A 17,287-nucleotide genomic window follows, 5' to 3' on the forward strand; every position below is an offset into this window, starting at 1 on the left:
GGTGTCGGGAATTTTCGGTGCAGCTCTGAACCGAGGGGGCAGGGCGCGAGGACGGCGGAGGCGAAACATGGAGGCACATCCGGCCCATGGCCGTGACCCGATCGGCCGTATCCCGATCGTGGACGTCCAGCCGGTCGTCGAGTGCGGCCGGCGCCCCGCGAAGGCGGTGGTCGGGGAGACCTTCGAAGTCACCGCCACCGTCTTCGGCGAGGGCCGGGATGTGCTCGGCGCCGAGGTCGTCCTGTGCGACCAGAGCGGCCGGCCCGGCCCGCGCGCCCCGATGCGTGAACTCGCCCCCGGCACCGACCGCTGGGGCGCCGAGGTCACACCGGAATCCGTGGGCCACTGGACCTGTCTGGTGGAGGCCTGGAGCGATCCCGTGGCCGCCTGGCGCCACACCGCCGCAATCAAGGTCCCGGCCGGGATCGACGCCGGTCTGGTCCTGGAGGAGGGCGCCGCGCTGTACGAGCGGGCCGCGGCCGCGGTACCGGACCCGGCCGGTCAAGCGGTCGTACGCGCCGCGGCGCACGCCCTGCGCGACGACTCCTGGCGGCCGACGGCCCGTCTCGCCGCCGCCCTGGCCCCGGAAGCGACCGCCGTTCTCACCGCGCACCCCCTGCGCGAACGGGTCTCCCGCTCGCTGCCGATCCCCCTGCTCGTGGAACGGAAGCGGGCGTTGTACGGCGCCTGGTACGAGTTCTTTCCGCGTTCGGAGAGCGGACAGCTGGACCCGTCGGTGCACGGCACGTTCCGCAGCGCCGCCGAACGCCTGCCCGCCATCGCCGGGATGGGCTTCGACGTCGTGTACCTCCCGCCGGTCCACCCCATCGGCACCACCTTCCGCAAGGGCCCCAACAACAGCCTGTCGGCGAGCCGTCGGGATGTCGGCGTGCCCTGGGCGATCGGTTCTCCCGAGGGCGGCCACGACGCGATCCACCCGGATCTCGGCACGATCGACGACTTCGACGCGTTCGTGCGCCGGGCCACGGAACTGCGGCTCGAGGTCGCGCTCGACTTCGCGCTCCAGTGCTCGCCGGATCATCCGTGGGTGCAGAAGCATCCCGAATGGTTCCACCACCGGGCCGACGGGTCGATCGCGTACGCGGAGAATCCACCGAAGAAGTACCAGGACATCTATCCGATCGCCTTCGACCAGGACATGCCGGGGCTGGTCCAGGAGACGCTGCGGGTGCTGCGCCACTGGATGAGCCACGGCGTGCGGATCTTCCGTGTCGACAACCCGCACACCAAGCCGGTCGTCTTCTGGGAGCGGGTCATCGCGGACATCAACCGCACCGACCCGGATGTGATCTTCCTGGCCGAGGCCTTCACCCGGCCCGCGATCATGCACACGCTCGCGGCGGTCGGCTTCCAGCAGTCGTACACCTATTTCACCTGGCGCAACACCAAGCAGGAGCTGACCGACTACCTCACCGAACTGTCGGGCGCAACGGCCGCCTTCATGCGGCCCAACTTCTTCGTGAACACCCCCGACATCCTGCCCGGCCATCTCCAGCGGGGCGGTCGGCCCGCCTTCGAAGTACGCGCCGTGCTCGCCGCCACCCTCTCGCCCTCGTGGGGGGTCTACGCCGGGTACGAGCTGTGCGAGAACGCTCCGGTCGGGCCCGCCAGCGAGGAGTACCGGAACTCCGAGAAGTACGAACTGCGGCCACGTGACTGGGAGTCGGCGGCGCGCGAGGGCCGCACGATCGCACCGCTGATCACGGAGCTGAACCGGATCAGACGGCGTCACAAGGCTCTGCACGCGCTACGGAACCTGCACTTCCACCAGACGGACAACGAGGCCCTGATCGCCTACAGCAAGCGCTCGGCCGACGACACGGTCGTGGTGGTGGCCAACCTCGATCCTCACCACACCCAGGAGGCGACGGTCTCGTTGGACATGCCGCGACTCGGCCTGGACTGGCACGAGTCCGTGCCGGTGCGCGACGAGCTCACCGGCGCGACCTACCGCTGGGGCAGGGCCAGCTTCGTGCGACTGGGGCCGGGCGGTGCGCATGTGCTCGCCGTCGACACCTCACCGCGGATCGGAGGGTCACCCACCACATGATCGTCAACGAGCCCGTCCCGGACACTTTCGAGGACACCCCGGCCAGGGACCGCGACCCCGACTGGTTCAAACGCGCCGTCTTCTACGAAGTCCTGGTCCGCTCCTTCCAGGACAGCAACGGCGACGGCATCGGCGACCTCAAGGGCCTCACCGCGAAACTCGACTACCTGCAATGGCTGGGCATCGACTGCCTGTGGCTGCCCCCGTTCTTCAAATCACCCCTCAGGGACGGCGGCTACGACGTCTCCGACTACACCGCCGTCCTGCCCGAATTCGGTGACCTCGCCGACTTCGTCGAATTCGTCGACGCCGCCCACCAGCGCGGCATGCGCGTCATCATCGACTTCGTCATGAACCACACCAGCGACCAGCACCCGTGGTTCCAGGAGTCCCGCACCAACCCCGACGGACCCTACGGCGACTACTACGTCTGGGCCGACGACGACAAACAGTACGAAGACGCCCGGATCATCTTCGTCGACACCGAGGCCTCCAACTGGACCTTCGACCCGGTCCGCAAGCAGTACTTCTGGCACCGCTTCTTCTCCCACCAGCCCGACCTCAACTACGAGAACCCCGCCGTCCAGGAAGAGATCCTCGCGGCCCTCCGGTTCTGGCTGGACCTCGGAATCGACGGGTTCCGTCTCGACGCGGTGCCCTACCTCTACCAGGTCGAGGGAACCGACTGCGAAAACCTCCCCGCCACGCACGAGTTCCTGAAAAGGGTGCGCAAGGAGATCGACTCCCAGTACCCGGACACGGTGTTGCTGGCGGAGGCGAACCAGTGGCCCGAGGACGTCGTCGACTACTTCGGCGACTTCCCCTCCGGCGGCGACGAGTGCCACATGGCCTTCCACTTCCCCGTCATGCCGCGGATCTTCATGGCGGTCCGCAGGGAATCCCGGTACCCGGTCTCGGAAATCCTGTCGAAGACCCCCGCGATCCCGTCCGGCTGCCAGTGGGGCATCTTCCTGCGCAACCACGACGAGCTCACCCTCGAAATGGTCACCGACGAAGAACGCGACTACATGTACGCGGAGTACGCCAAGGACCCGCGAATGCGCGCCAACATCGGCATCAGGCGGCGGCTCGCCCCCCTGCTCGACAACGACCGCAACCAGATCGAACTGTTCACCGCCCTGCTGCTGTCCCTGCCCGGCTCACCGATCCTCTACTACGGCGACGAGATCGGGATGGGCGACAACATCTGGCTCGGCGACCGCGACGCGGTGCGCACCCCGATGCAGTGGACACCCGACCGCAACGCGGGCTTCTCCTCGTCGGATCCCGGCCGGCTGTTCCTGCCCACGATCATGGACCCGGTCTACGGCTACCAGGTGACGAACGTCGAGGCCTCCATGTCCTCACCCTCGTCCCTGCTGCACTGGACCCGCCGCATGATCGAGATCCGCAAGCAGAACCAGGCCTTCGGCCTCGGCTCCTACACGGAACTCCAGTCCTCCAACCCCGCGGTCATCGCGTTCCTGCGCGAAGCCCCCTCGACCGAGGGCAAAGAGGACGACCTCGTCCTGTGCGTGCACAACTTCTCCCGCTTCGCCCAGCCCACCGAACTGGACCTGCGGGCCTTCAACGGCCGCCACCCGGTCGAACTCATCGGCGGGGTGCGATTCCCGGCCATCGGAGAGCTGCCGTACTTGCTCACCCTCGCGGGCCACGGCTTCTACTGGTTCCGGCTGCGACGCGCGATCACCGCCGGCACCGCCAGGCGATCCTGACCGCACGTGATCGCACGTGATCGTGTGCCCATCGAAGATCGCTTGCCTCTGAAAGGACGTGTCGCCATGCCGAAGACCGCGTTGCACCGTCCGGGCAGCCATGCCCCCGCCGCACTGCTCACCTCGCTCGCCGAACTGCTGCGGCAATGGCTGCCGCGGCAGCGCTGGTTCGCGGGCAAGGGCCACCCCGTCACCGGTCTGAGCGTGGTGTCGTCGACCGAGCTCTACCCGGGCTGCCTGCATCTCCTGATACGCACCGAACACCTCGGCGGCTCCGATCCCGAAGGTCCCGGCACTCCCCCGCCCGACGACTGCTACCAGCTTCTGCTCGGCGCACGCGAGGTCCTGCCACCCCGGCTCGCCCCCGCCTTCATAGGCCGTCCGAGCGCGGGCCCCCTGGCCGACCTCAGCGTGTACGACGCCTTCCACGATCCCGACGCGGCGGGACTGCTCCTGGAACGGCTGCGCACGCCCGGGGCTGCGGGACCGCTGCTCTTCGAACGGGATCCCCAGGTGACAGTCCCCTGCGGTCTCGCCCCCCGGCTCCTCGACACCGAGCAGTCGAACTCCTCCCTCGTGTACGGGGACTCCTTCATCCTGAAGGTCTTCCGCCGCGTCCAGCCGGGCATCAACCCCGACCTGGAGGTGCCCTGGGCGCTGGCCCGGCAGGGCTGCACCCGCGTACCCGCCCCCGCGGCGTGGTTCGGCACCTCGCAGCCGCGGGAGGCGACACTCGGGGTGCTCCAGCCGTTCCTGCGCGACGCCTCCGACGGCTGGACCCTGGCACTCCAATCACTCACCTCCGGCGGGGAGTTCACCGAAGAGGCATACGAACTCGGCCGGGCCACCGCCGAGATACATGTGGCGCTGGCGGCGGCGCTCCCCGTACGAGCGCCCAGTCCGTTGCAGCACCGGCAACTCGCGGCCGCGATGAGTGAACGGCTCGACACCACGGCCCGCTCCGTGCCCGAACTCCGGCCGTACGCGGCCGGGCTGCGCTCGGCCTTCGACGCGCTCGCGGCGCTCGACGCGGCGATTCGGCCGGCGCAGCGGATCCACGGCGACCTCCACCTGGGGCAGGTGCTGCGAGCCGGGCCGCAGTGGTCCGTCATCGACTTCGAGGGCGAGCCGGCCCGTCCGCTCACCGAGCGCCGGCGCCTCCAGTCCCCCGTACGCGATGTCGCGGGCATGCTGCGCTCCTTCGACTACGCCGCACGCTCCCGCAAGCCGTGGCGCCCCGAGTGGGCGCAGCGCTGCCGGGAGGCCTTCTGCGCGGGGTACGCCGCCGCGGCCGCGTGGGACCCGCGCGAGGAGCCCGAACTGCTGCGCGCGTACGAGACCGACAGGGCCGTGTACGAGGTGCTGTACGAGGCGAGGCACCGGCCCGACTGGCTGCCGGTCCCGATGGCCGCGGTCGGTCGCCTCGCCGAAGGCGCGGGGGAACGGCATGGCGAACACCCCACCGAACACCGCGTCGAACGTCCTGCCGAACGCCTTTGACGACGACCCGGAGCCCAGGATCCATCCGCCCCACCGCTTTCCCCGAGGAGGCTGAAGCCGTGGCAGTTCCCACCACCGCCGTTGGCGCCAGGCCGGTAGCCGCGCTGGACGCGACGGACCGCGCGCGCCTGTTGTCGGGCGCCCACCACGATCCGCACGCGCTGCTCGGCGCGCACCCGGTGCCGGGCGGCATCGCGTTCCGCGTGCTCCGACCGTACGCCGAGGCCGTCGCGGTGGTGGTGGACGGACGGCGCACGGAGCTACGCGGGGTCGGCGACGGCCTCTTCTCGGGCGTCCTCCCGCTCGACAGGATCCCCGAGTACGTGCTGTCGGTGACGTACGCGGGCCACGCGTACGAGGCGCATGACCCGTATCGCTTCCTGCCCGCGCTGGGCGAGGTCGATCTCCATCTGATCGGCGAGGGACGCCACGAGGAGCTGTGGCGGGCGCTCGGGGCTCATCCCCTGACCCACCAGGGCGTGACCGGCACCCGCTTCACGGTCTGGGCACCCAACGCCCAGGGGGTCAGGGTCTGCGGGGACTTCTGCCACTGGGACGGCACCGCCTACCCCATGCGGTCGCTCGGTTCCTCGGGCGTCTGGGAGCTGTTCCTGCCCGGCATCGGCGAGGGAACGCCGTACAAGTTCGACATCACCCGGCCCGACGGTACGCACACGATGCGCGCCGACCCGATGGCCCGCCGCACCGAAGTGCCTCCGGCGACCGCCTCGATCGTCACGGAGTCGTCCCACGTGTGGACGGACGAGGAGTGGATGGCGGGGCGCGGGGCCCGTCCGGTGCACGAGGCACCGCTGTCCGTCTACGAGGTCCACCTCCCCTCGTGGCGTCCGGGCCTGACCTACCGCCAACTGGCCGAGCAACTGCCCGCCTACGTCCGCGACCTGGGCTTCACCCATGTCGAACTCATGCCGGTCGCCGAGCACCCCTTCGGCGGCTCCTGGGGCTACCAGGTCACCGGCTTCTACGCCCCCACCGCACGACTGGGCACCCCCGACGACTTCAAACACCTCGTCGACGCCCTGCACCGGGCCGGCATCGGCGTCCTCATGGACTGGGTACCGGCCCACTTCCCCCGCGACGCCTGGGCCCTCGCCGAATTCGACGGACGCCCCCTCTACGAACACGCGGACCCGAAGCGGGCCGCCCACCCCGACTGGGGCACCCTCGAGTTCGACTACGGACGCCGCGAGGTACGCAACTTCCTCGTCGCCAACGCCGTGTACTGGTGCGAGGAGTTCCACATCGACGGACTGCGCGTCGACGCCGTCGCCTCGATGCTCTACCTCGACTACTCACGCGAACCCGGACAGTGGACCCCCAACGAACACGGCGGCCGGGAGAACCTCGACGCCGTCGCCTTCCTCCAGGAGATGAACGCCACCGTCTACCGCCGCGCACCCGGCGTCGTGACGATCGCCGAGGAGTCCACGGCCTGGGACGGCGTCACGCGGTCGACCGCGGACGGTGGACTGGGATTCGGTCTGAAATGGAACATGGGGTGGATGCACGACTCGCTCGTGTACATCGCCCATGACCCCGTGCACCGCAAGTACCACCACAACGAGATGACGTTCTCGATGGTGTACGCCTACAGCGAGAACTACGTCCTGCCCATCTCCCACGACGAGGTCGTCCACGGCAAACGCTCACTCGTGTCGAAGATGCCCGGCGACTGGTGGCAGCAACGCGCCACCACCCGCGCCTACCTCGGCTTCATGTGGGCCCACCCCGGCAAACAACTCCTCTTCATGGGCCAGGAATTCGCCCAGGGCGCCGAATGGTCCGAAGCCCACGGCCCCGACTGGTGGCTCCTGGACCCCGCCTACCCCGCCGAACCCGACCACCGCGGCGTACGCGACCTCGTCCGCGACCTCAACACCGTCTACCGCCACGAACCCGCCCTCTGGCAACGCGACACCGACCCCGCCGGCTTCACCTGGATCGCCGGCGACGCCGCCGACGACAACGTCCTCGCCTTCCTCCGCCACGACGCCGACGGCACCCCCCTGCTCGCCGTCTCCCACTTCTCCCCCGTCGTCCGCCACGACTACCGCCTCGGCATCCCCGAAGACATCCCCGCCTGGCACGAAGTCCTCAACACCGACGCCGCCCGCTACGGCGGCAGCGGCATCCACAACCCCCACCCCCGGGCCCACGACGGCGGCCTGCGTCTGACGCTCCCTCCCCTGGCCACCATCTGGCTCCGCCCCACCTGACGCGTTCTCGCCCCCGCGCCTCAGGCGCGGGGGCGAGGGAACCGGTCAGGGAGAGGCAGGCTTGCCCGCCGTGCCGATCCATGTGTGGAACAACGCGCCGAGGTCCTTCCCGGACAGCCGCTCGGAGAGGCGAATGAACTGGGCGGTGGTGCCATGTCCGCCACGGTGCTCCGTGGCCCAGGTCCGCAGGATGCGGAAGAACACCCCGTCCCCCACGGCTGTACGCAGCTTCTGCAGAGCCATCGCACCCCGTGCGTACACGGGCGTGTCGAAGATGTGCGCCCCACTCCCGGGATCCGCCGGCGGAAACGCCCACAGACCGCTGCCGGCAGGACTGGCGTACAGGGAGTCGAATGTCTGCTGCGCCGTCTTCCCACCGTGCTGCTCGGCGTACAGCCACTCGGCATACGTCGCGAAGCCCTCGTTGAGCCAGATGTCCTTCCACGCGGTGAGGCTGACGGAGTCCCCGAACCACTGGTGCGCGCTTTCGTGGACGAGGGTGCTCAGGTCGGGCGCGGAGTCGTACACAGGACGCGTCTGGGTCTCCAGCGCGTATCCGACCTGCGGAGCCCGGTCGACGATGGCCCCGGCGGCCCGGAAGGGGTAAGGCCCGAAGACACCGCTCTCCCACGCCAGCACGGACGGCAGCTTCTTCAGTACGGGCGCCGCGGCGGTCGCCTCACGGGGGTCGACGGCGTTGTAGACCTTGAGTCCGTCGCGGGTGGTGTACTGCTCGACCTTGAACTTCCCTACCGTCGCCGTGGCGAGGTAGGCCGCCATCGGCTCGGACTGCCGCCAGTGGAACGTCGTACGGCCGTGGCTGGTCGACTGTCCGCGGAGGATTCCGTTGGCCACGGCGGTGTGTCCCTTGGGGACGGTGAGGGTGAAGTCGTAGGAGGCCTTGTCCTTGGGGTGGCTGTTGGCGGGGAACCACGTCATGGCGCCCTGCGGTTCGCCGGCCACGAACGCGCCGTCGTCGGTGGGGATCCATCCGTCCGGGGAGCCGTCCGGGTCGGTGGCCGGCTTGGGCGTGCCCGAGTAGGTGACGGTGACTCGGAATTCCTGGTTCCGCCGGAGGGCGTGGCGGGGGGTGACCACCAGCTCCTGGCCGTCACGTCGGTAGGACGCCTTGACGTGGTCGACGGTGACGCCGGTGACCTTCAGCCCTTTGAGGTCGAGGTCGAAGCGGGTCAGTCGCTGGGTGGCCCGGGCGGTGATGACCGCCTTGCCGTCGAGGTGGCGGCTCTGGGGGTCGTAGCCGAGGGTCAGGTCGTAGTGCCGGACGTCGTAACCGCCGTTGCCCGAGAGCGGGAAGTACGCGTCCCCCGCACCGGACGAGCCCACCGTACCGGCCGCCGCCGGGCCCGCCGCGACGAGCAGGGCCGCGACGGCGACGGGAACCGCGGCCACAACTGCCGCCCTTCGAAGGACAGTTGTGCGTCTGGTGGTCTGATGCGGACGTGGCGTCACGTTGGCTCCTCCGGTGCGACGGCAATCAGGTGATCAGGGATCAAGTGATCAATGACGCACAGCCTATGAGCCCCGCGGGCCGGTGACCCTCATCATCTGGTCAAGTCGTGGCCGGGGGGCGGCGCATACGCACCGTCGTACAGGAGGAACCCGGTAGGAAGTTCGAGGCCATGCCCGAATCAGCGGGCCAGGCGGCCCAGCAGGGACGAGGCGGACAGGATGCCGAGGGCGGCGGCCAGGGCGAGGACCCCGTAGTCGAGGGCCAGGTGGGCGTGTGTGCCGAGCAGCAGGCCGCGCAGCGCGTCCACCTGGTAGCTCAACGGGTTGACCTTGCTGATGGCCTGGAGCCAGCCGGGCATGACCGCGACCGGGTAAAGGGCGTTGGAGCCGAAGAACAGCGGCATCGTGATGGCCTGGGTCAATGCCGGTTCACAAGGTATTTCATGTCGACTGAGAGTGGCTGCTCGCGGTTCGCGAGGTGCTCTGTGGCTTCCTAGCGTGGCGAGATCCGCCTGAGCGGCCGTCACGCGTCCTGTTGCTTCGCTATGCAGGTGGCTGCCCCTCACAACTGTGAGTCAGTCCCACTCGGCCTGCTTCGGCCGTGTCCGCTTACAACCTTCTTTACGGGTTCAAGGCGGCTCGCTCCGCTCACCGCGCGCGGCCCGGCCCCCGGCCGGCCCTGTGCTCCTGTCTCCGCCCCGCTCCAGCCCGGCCGGCGCCCGTGCCGCGCGCGCAGCAATCAGCCACCTAATGCCAGAGAAGGCGTACATCGTGGCTGGGGCGGTCGGCTCCACGGCTTTACGGAGCTACTTTGGCGCGAGCCTCGAAGATCATGGCCCCAACGTCGTGCTTTACAGGGCAGGTCCACAGACTGCCCGACACGCCGGAAGCTTACGGGGCCGTGATCACTCGCGCCAAAGCAGCGCCACCCCAAAGCCGCTCCACCGCCCGCGAGATGATGTGCCCGCCTCACGGTCGCCGACGTCAGATCGTTTGCCATGGCCATCAGGAAGACTGAACTAAAGGATGAAAGTCGAACCATGCCGCCACGGTTTGACAGATCCCACACGCGGCCGTGAACTGGAGATAGCGACCTAAAAAATGGCCCTTCAACTGGGCCTCTTCAGTTTTCAGTGTCCCGCTACGTCGGATCGCGAGCCCCTATCCTCGGGCCAGTTTGCCGTCACCTCACTCAGGCGTGGAGTTCATCATGTCTGATTCCTTGTCTGCACTGAATCGCCAAGATCCCTTGCCGTCACTTGCCGAGTTCCAGATGAAGACAGGCGTCGTGGAACGCGTCAAGGAACTCAACAAATTTTCTTTTCTGGTGGAATATCAGAAAAACTCGGCCATAAGCGACGCAAGGGACATCCTTGCAAGACAAGGATATGCGGTATTGAATGACCTCCTCGAATCATCCGGCATTCATTACCTGCACGAACTTGAAGTGCAATTGCCGGATTCAACGAACGGCAAAGACGGAATCCTTCTCGGTTTCCGATTTTCCCACGACAGGCATCACTGCAAGTTTCAGATTAGAGACAATAGATTTGAAATACTTCGATCATCGTGCTCATTTTCTGACTTCTATAGCTGGTACGCCGTCGTAATGCCGGAGGCGTTGCGCATTGAGATGACTCTACGCCAGATAGTCCAAACAGCCACCAAAAGCATACTCACGCCGGTACGCTCTCAGTACGAATTCGTCTTCAACTTCAGTAACTTCCGCCGGCGAATAGAAGACCCAAGCGAGACGCGCCCACCTCGCAACATGGATGTGCTTAAATCCTTTATACCACACATTCCCGTAGGTAGGACCATAACGGACCTAGCCGAGCAGGATTTGTATCGCCTTGATCTTACAATATCCAGGCGTGAAACCTTTGGTGACAAGGCCCGAAATACATGGGTAGTTGTCGAGGCACCTTTTAATGAGAATGGCCGGTTCATAGTGCTCACTGCCCAGCTCAGGAATATCGCAGCTGAAGTACTGGAAGAAGGCAGTGTAGCTCACACGACAGGGTTTGACGCCGATTACGGTTCTGACTATCGCATTGCATTGCTTGATTTTTTGAGAGATCGCGTACTTGAGGGTTTCGCTTGGCGACTATTCAACGCTTGGGACTTTGATACCGAGCGGCAACTGTGAAACAAAAGGCTAGAAATGACTGACATACCTGTTCCACATGGCCCACGATGGGCACAGATCGCAGGTACCACTGATTTTCCTGAGCGAGAAATTCTCAGGATTAAAACCTTCCTCAATGGCGTCAACTCTGACGACCTGGTCTACGTCGAATGGTATAGCACCATAGCGGGAGGCTTCGATGAAGGCGAAGTGATCGACCGACTGGTTCTCGTGGGGGAGGACGGAGCTGGCCGTGCCCTTCGACGACGCGATTTCAGTGTCAATTCAAAACAATTGCTAGACGATACTCCTGCTGTTTACTTGTGCGCCGTTGAGGATGTCGAAGAGCGGAAGGAACTCCGTTACGTATTCATAGATTGCAAGAAGGACAACGACAAACCGACCCTTGTCTGCCGAAGAAACGAGTTTCCAGCAGTATTCTCAGCCCTGAAGATGGCAGGGCAGGGAACCGGGAACGTATGGACAGGTACTCGCCTCGAAGACCCAGATCAGTGGCTTGAGCTTAATGAAAGTGACTATCTATTTGTCGATGGGCTGATTTCTGATGTCATCGATAACACCGCTCACTTCTTGAAAGGAGACCTTGCCTCACTTTTCGTAGACTGGGGCATTCCGCCAAAGCGAGGTGTTTTGCTGCATGGCGATCCGGGTAATGGAAAGACTATTCTGACCCGTTTGGCCGCAAAGCGTGCAATACAAGCTGGAACTAACGTGGTATTTCTGAACGTAGGCACATTGTGGGAAGAGGCGGTAGGGGAACAGTTGCGGCTCGCAGCTACAAGATCTCCGGTTCTCATAATCCTAGACGATTTGGATGTGCATTGCGGCCATAGAGTCGGCACCTCTGAAGTTCACGACACTACCGCCCAGCGCCAACGCTTTCTGGCTGACCTTCTCGAATTCCTGGACGGTGTCGAACCAACAGAAGGGTACGTCCTACTTGCCTCCGCAAACCGAATTCATGAATTGGATCCCGCGTTGCTAAGACCAGGTAGGTTGGGTGTGCATATCAAAGTGACGGGTCCTCCAAAAGAACATCGGAGAGCCCTACTGCAGCAAACAATCGCAGGTCTGGTAAAAGCTCAGGTTCCTGAACTATCAAAAGCGGTAGAGAGCCTGCAAGGACATTCTTACGCCGAGGTAGCAGAGCTAGCGAGGAGATACAAGATTGCTCTCATCGCCAAGCATCACGCAATTACAGCGGATCAAGGACTGTTTGATGACGTAGTAGAGCATTTTGCCAAAGAATTGGAAGATTACGGTGGCCATGTTGCACATCCTTAACCGAAATTGATATGTGCGGCTGACCGGCCCCCGACCGCACGTGCTCGGAGGTAATGATGCTAATTAAAATGCAGAAAGAGGATTGGCTTATCGGTCCGAGGATCGGCGATAAGAGTGGCTTCGGTACCGTATTCCGAGGGCAGTCACCCACTCGCATCGGCGCAGTGAAGCTTGTACCCAAGGAAAAGGGTGCCGAGCGCGAGTTGCTGTTCGTGGACCTAGCGGGAAAGCCGAATGTAATCCCAGTCATAGATTGGGGGGAAACGGAACAAGCATGGGCGCTTGCTATGCCACTGGCAGAAAAATCACTTCGTGCGCGGCTAATAGAATCGGCCGGCCCCCTGGGTCTTCCTGAGACGATCAACATTCTCCGCGACATCGTGACGGCGATCGCAGGGCTAAATGGTAAGGTCGTCCATCGGGACATCAAGCCCGAGAATGTCCTCCTTTGGGAGGAGAAATGGTGCCTTGTCGATTTTGGAATTTCCCGCTATGCCGAGGCGACAACTGCACCAGATACGCGAAAATATTTCTGGACACAAGCTTACGCTGCTCCGGAGCAATGGCGGTGGGAACGAGCGACGGCAGCCACAGACATCTACTCCACTGGAATTATTGGCTTCGAAATGTTGACTGGCAGAAGGCCATTCATGGGGCCAGACTTTCGAGAGCAGCATCTGCATGGGCCGTTCCCGAGAGATGTTGTGGCTCCCCGACAGATCATGGCACTTGTCGAAGAATGCATGTACAAGGCGGCACCTGCGCGTCCGACCGCCGCCAATCTCTTGAGCCGACTGGAGCGAGTGGCATCGTCTGCCCGATCGGCCGGTCTTGAGGAATTAGAGAAGGCCCACGCTGAAATAGTAGCCGAAAGATGGGAGAGGGAACGAAAGTGGTCGGAAGGATTGTCGGAGTCTGAGAATCGAGCAACGTTATTGCAAGTAGCTGTCCATGGCCTCACTAGCATGGGTGAGACATTGAGAGAGCAGATAATTGGTGCTGCGCCGTCTGCTGTAGAAACGTCCCGGCGAAATGAAGCTTGGGAGATCCAGCTCGGTCCTAGTGCGTTGAAATTTCAATGCGCCGTCGCAACTGTCGACAGCGACCCTTGGGGTACGCCCGTTTCTCCGCAAATTGATGTAATCGCATGCGTAGAAATTCATGTAGAGTGCCCACCCGATGGCTCCAACTATACGGGGCGAGGCCATTCACTCTGGTTCTGTGATGTGCGGGAGGCTGGCAACTACAGATGGTTCGAGACGGCTTTCATGAGTAGCCCGACTACCTCGGTATTTGATGCTGAAGTCCCGTTTCCGCTTCCACCGGGTGCAGACTCCGCAGGTCCACTTACGGGGGACACTCAACGCTATGAGGTAGCCTGGCCCTTTACTCCCATAGATTTTGAAAAGATTACCGAATTCGTAGACCGCTGGGCTCTCTGGCTTGGTAGCGCCGCTCGCGGAAGTCTTTCGCGGCCTGATCCACTTCCAGAGATCAACCCGTCCGGAAGCTGGCGAGTTTGAGCCGTGTCACAGAAGCTTCAAGACGAAGAGGTGGCCGCGTGCCATGGCCGTGCCAGATGCAGGGGTTAGTAGCGGACAACGAGGGTGACTTCCGGCGTATCCGTGCCCGCTAGCGCGGCCAGCGAAGCGGCAGGGCACTGGCCCGATGCCCCAGCCTCTCTCCTAAAGTGGTTGTCCACCCCTGTCACTGAGTCCATACCCGCTGGAACTCTTCGGCCGGGATGGCTTCCAGCGGGTCCTCTTCAGGGTCGAGCGCCTGGTCTGTCAGGAAGCCGTGCTCGTCCTCCAGGTGCTCCCAGCTGTACCGGTGGAGTCGGCCGGCCGGAGTCAGCTCGGCCTGCTTGATGGCGATCAACTCACCGCGGTCGGGTACGGCCTCGAAGTACCACAAGCCGCCGTCCTCGTCGGCGTGGCGGAAGTGGTGCCGCAGGGTGGCCCCCTCATCAAGGGATCGGAAGTACGCCACGCTCTCCGCTTTGATGCGCTCCAGGTCAACCACAGGAGCATCGTGCCAGCGAGCGCGTGTGGTTGCACCGTTCTGACATCCAGAGGTGACATCAACGACCCCGGACGCCAGCACTCCTGGGTGGTCCTGCACAGCCAGCGGGGTCAGGCAGCTCCCCGGCAGTGCCGAGGAGCGATCGAACTCCTAATGCGGTGGCCAGCGCGCCGTGGACTATGCATGGAAGCGCCTCGCCGTGCCCAGCACCCATGAGCCCTGACCAGTTGCTTCCTCTAGACCGAGAGGTCTTCTGGACGCATGCACTGCCGTTCAGATGAGGTACTGAGTGAGCACGCTGGCGACGGCAGTGGCGAGGGTGATCACAGCGGCGAAGGTAGCAGCAGCACGCATCAGAGCGGCTGGATAGGTGGCGCCGTCAAGGCGGGCCAGTGTGCCTGCGGCAGCGGCAGCCAGAAGCGCGAACACGACGACCACGGCAGCGGTCAGAAGGACGGCGACGACACGAGCCACGGTGATCTCCTGCATACGGTGGGATGCTGACGTGACCCAAGTTCGCCGAGGTGATGTTCGCTGTGGTTCGGCCGGACGATGATGAACGTCGGCGAACACATTCGAGTGGGGGCCTGATGCCGGGCAAGGAACCCGATAGGCAAGAGAAGCCGCTGGCCAAGCTGCGTGACAAGCTCAGCGATGGGCTGGCTCGCAAACGGCTGACCAAGACCCAGCTCGCTACCAGGTCCGGGCTGGGCCGTACGACCGTCCAGGAAGCGTTCCGGGCGGACGGGACCGTCCCGTCAGCTGAAACCGTCGCGGCGCTGGCCCGAGCACTCGGCCTACCAGAAGGGGAGCTACTAGATCTTCAGCGCCGGGCTGCCGCCCACCGGAACGGTCTAGTGCCCGGAGGCGGCGAAGGTACCGGCCGGTCGATCGGACAGTGGGATCCGCACGACTTGGAGATCCATCCGTCAGGAGCCGCCGCATCCGCCGGCTCAGTGCGGGCATTGTCCGGCTACGTCCGCCGTGCCCACGACCAGGTGTTAGCTGATGCGGTAGGCGAAGCCATGGGTGGTCGCAGCCGGATGTTGGTCCTGGTCGGTTCGTCGTCCACAGGCAAGACACGGGCGTGCTGGGAGGCCGTCCAACCGCTCGCCGCAGAGGGGTGGCTTCTGTGGCATCCCTACGACCCGACACGGGCCGAAGCCGCGCTCGCCGACCTCGAACGCGTCGCGCCCCACACGGTGGTGTGGTTCAACGAAGCGCAGCACTACCTTGGCGACCCCCAATCAGGTGAGCGCATCGCCGCCGCCCTGCATACCCTCCTCACCGATCCCAGCCGCGGACCGGTCCTCATCCTAGGAACCCTTTGGTCCGAGTACGAGGATCAATACACCGCCATCCCCAGACCCGGCAGTCCCGACCCGCACAGCCGCGCCCGGGAGTTGCTCGCCGGCCGCACAGTGACTGTCCCCGACACCTTCGACCAGGACGCACTCGGAGCTGCCGCAAGGCTTGCCCAGGGCGGTGACCGCCTGCTGGCGGATGCCCTTGCTCGCGCTGGCACCCACGGGCGCGTCGCCCAAGACCTCGCTGGCGCCCCCGAACTGCTGCGCCGCTACAAACACGGCGCCCCGGCCGTCCGGGCTCTGCTGGAAGCCGCGATGGACGCCCGCCGTCTCGGGATGGGCCTCCACCTCCCCCAAGCGTTTCTCACCGACGCCGCCGCCGACTATCTCACCGACGACGACTGGGACCGACTCACCAACGACTGGGCAGAAGCCGCTTACGCGGACCTCGCCCGCCCCGTCCACGGCAAGCAGGTCCCGCTGGGCCGTACAAACCCCAGACCCGCGCGCCGTCCCCCGATCGGTCCGACGCTGGCCAGTGTTACGGCCCCGCCAACGGGTCCTATGCTCCGCCTCGCCGACTATCTCGAACAGCACGGGAGAACCGCCCGCCGCCTACTCTGCCCACCAGCGTCCTTCTGGCACGCTGCCTACACACATCTCGCTCACCCCGGCGACCTCAACAGCCTCGCTGAAGCCGCCGAGGACATGGGCCGTGCGCAATGGGCCCACCACCTTCGTCTCCGAGCTGCCAGGGCCGGCCACTCGGGCGCCATGATCAAAGTAGCCTGGGCGCGGGAAGGGACCGGGGACCGGGAAGGTGCCGATTCCCTGTTCTGGCAGGCCGCGGGCGCTGGGGACCCCAGAGGCCTGAAATTCTTGGGTCAGAAGCTGGAGATGGCTGGGGACCGGGAGAGTGCCGAGCCTCTTTACCGGCAGGCCGCCGACGCCGGTGATCCAGATGCGATACGCGGTCTGGCGCGGCTGCGGGAACAAGTCGGAGATCTGGAGGGTGCCGAGGCCCTTTACCGGCGAGCCGCCGACGCTGGGGACCCCAATTCCCTGGCCGATCTGATGTTGATGCGTGAGGGCGCCGGGGACCGGGAAGGTGCCGAAGCCATCGCCCGGGAAGCCACCGCTGCTGGCGATACCTTGTGTTTCACCGTTCTGACAGAGATGCGTGAGGGCGCCGGGGACCGGGAAGGTGCCGAAGCCATCGCCCGGGAAGCAGCCGATGCTGGTGACATCTCCCCTCTGTTGCATCTGTGGCGAGCGTGGCTCGACAGTTACCCGGAGCGCGCCGAAGCTGCGTTCCGGCAGGCTGCGGAAACCAACGGCAGTCCCACCCCGGCCCACTTGGCAAGGACTCGCGAGGAAGCCGGGGACCGAGAGGGCGCCGAAGCCATAGCTCTGAAGGTCGCCGACGCTGGTGACTTCTACGTCCTGTCGGCGACGGGTGAATCGTGACCCTCTGACGGCGGATCAAAACTGACCCACTTCGTGGTCTTCTG

At 65.0% G+C, this 17,287-nt stretch carries 11 protein-coding genes and 1 pseudogene; 8 read left to right on the forward strand and 4 right to left on the reverse strand.

What is annotated here, in order from left to right; translation table 11 throughout:
- Positions 1-67 precede the first annotated feature (67 nt).
- The 4 genes from OG798_RS06705 (at position 68) to glgB (ending at position 7,544) form a co-directional block, all read left to right on the forward strand.
- Positions 68-2,071 carry an alpha-1,4-glucan--maltose-1-phosphate maltosyltransferase gene (locus tag OG798_RS06705; RefSeq protein ID WP_328756594.1) on the forward strand — a complete coding sequence of 668 codons (2,004 nt, stop codon included), beginning with the start codon at positions 68-70 and terminating at the stop codon, positions 2,069-2,071.
- On the forward strand, positions 2,068-3,807 hold the full coding sequence (gene treS, locus OG798_RS06710; protein ID WP_095856612.1) for a maltose alpha-D-glucosyltransferase: 1,740 nt from the start codon (positions 2,068-2,070) through the stop codon (positions 3,805-3,807). Before OG798_RS06705 ends, treS begins: the two co-directional genes overlap by 4 nt.
- Positions 3,808-3,873: 66 nt before the next feature.
- The gene (locus tag OG798_RS06715) at positions 3,874-5,307 is read left to right on the forward strand and encodes a maltokinase N-terminal cap-like domain-containing protein (protein ID WP_095856611.1); all 1,434 of its coding nucleotides are present in this window, start codon (positions 3,874-3,876) and stop codon (positions 5,305-5,307) included.
- 59 nt (positions 5,308-5,366) lie between these two features.
- Positions 5,367-7,544: a 1,4-alpha-glucan branching enzyme gene (gene glgB, locus OG798_RS06720; protein ID WP_328756595.1), complete on the forward strand. Its 2,178-nt coding sequence runs from the start codon at positions 5,367-5,369 to the stop codon at positions 7,542-7,544.
- Positions 7,545-7,589: 45 nt separating this feature from the next.
- On the opposite strand, the gene OG798_RS06725 is transcribed toward glgB, so the two are convergent.
- Positions 7,590-8,954 (reverse strand): M1 family metallopeptidase, encoded by a 1,365-nt coding sequence (locus tag OG798_RS06725; protein WP_328756596.1) that lies wholly within the window; start codon positions 8,952-8,954, stop codon positions 7,590-7,592.
- A gap of 239 nt (positions 8,955-9,193) precedes the next feature.
- A pseudogene (locus OG798_RS06730) lies at positions 9,194-9,430 on the reverse strand (ABC transporter permease); the annotation flags it as partial.
- Between the two features lie 794 nt (positions 9,431-10,224).
- Here OG798_RS06730 and OG798_RS06735 point away from each other — a divergent pair.
- The 3 genes from OG798_RS06735 (at position 10,225) to OG798_RS06745 (ending at position 13,970) form a co-directional block, all read left to right on the forward strand.
- Positions 10,225-11,163: a hypothetical protein gene (locus OG798_RS06735; protein WP_328756597.1), complete on the forward strand. Its 939-nt coding sequence runs from the start codon at positions 10,225-10,227 to the stop codon at positions 11,161-11,163.
- Between the two features lie 15 nt (positions 11,164-11,178).
- Positions 11,179-12,447, forward strand: a complete 1,269-nt coding sequence (locus OG798_RS06740; protein WP_328756598.1) for an AAA family ATPase — start codon at positions 11,179-11,181, stop codon at positions 12,445-12,447.
- Between the two features lie 68 nt (positions 12,448-12,515).
- Entirely contained in the window at positions 12,516-13,970 is a 1,455-nt protein-coding gene (locus OG798_RS06745) for a serine/threonine-protein kinase (protein ID WP_328756600.1), read from the forward strand.
- Positions 13,971-14,154: 184 nt separating this feature from the next.
- Here OG798_RS06745 and OG798_RS06750 read toward each other — a convergent pair whose 3' ends face one another.
- Together OG798_RS06750 and OG798_RS06755 are read right to left on the reverse strand one after the other, a co-directional pair.
- The gene (locus OG798_RS06750) at positions 14,155-14,469 is read right to left on the reverse strand and encodes a hypothetical protein (RefSeq protein ID WP_328756601.1); all 315 of its coding nucleotides are present in this window, start codon (positions 14,467-14,469) and stop codon (positions 14,155-14,157) included.
- Positions 14,470-14,742: 273 nt separating this feature from the next.
- Positions 14,743-14,958 carry a hypothetical protein gene (locus OG798_RS06755; RefSeq protein WP_328756602.1) on the reverse strand — a complete coding sequence of 72 codons (216 nt, stop codon included), beginning with the start codon at positions 14,956-14,958 and terminating at the stop codon, positions 14,743-14,745.
- Positions 14,959-15,059: 101 nt separating this feature from the next.
- Between OG798_RS06755 and OG798_RS06760 the strand changes: the two genes are divergently transcribed.
- Positions 15,060-17,243 (forward strand): helix-turn-helix domain-containing protein, encoded by a 2,184-nt coding sequence (locus OG798_RS06760; RefSeq protein WP_328756603.1) that lies wholly within the window; start codon positions 15,060-15,062, stop codon positions 17,241-17,243.
- The last annotated feature ends 44 nt before the right edge of the window (positions 17,244-17,287 follow it).

This window comes from Streptomyces sp. NBC_00271 (genome assembly GCF_036178845.1).
Classification (GTDB): domain Bacteria; phylum Actinomycetota; class Actinomycetes; order Streptomycetales; family Streptomycetaceae; genus Streptomyces.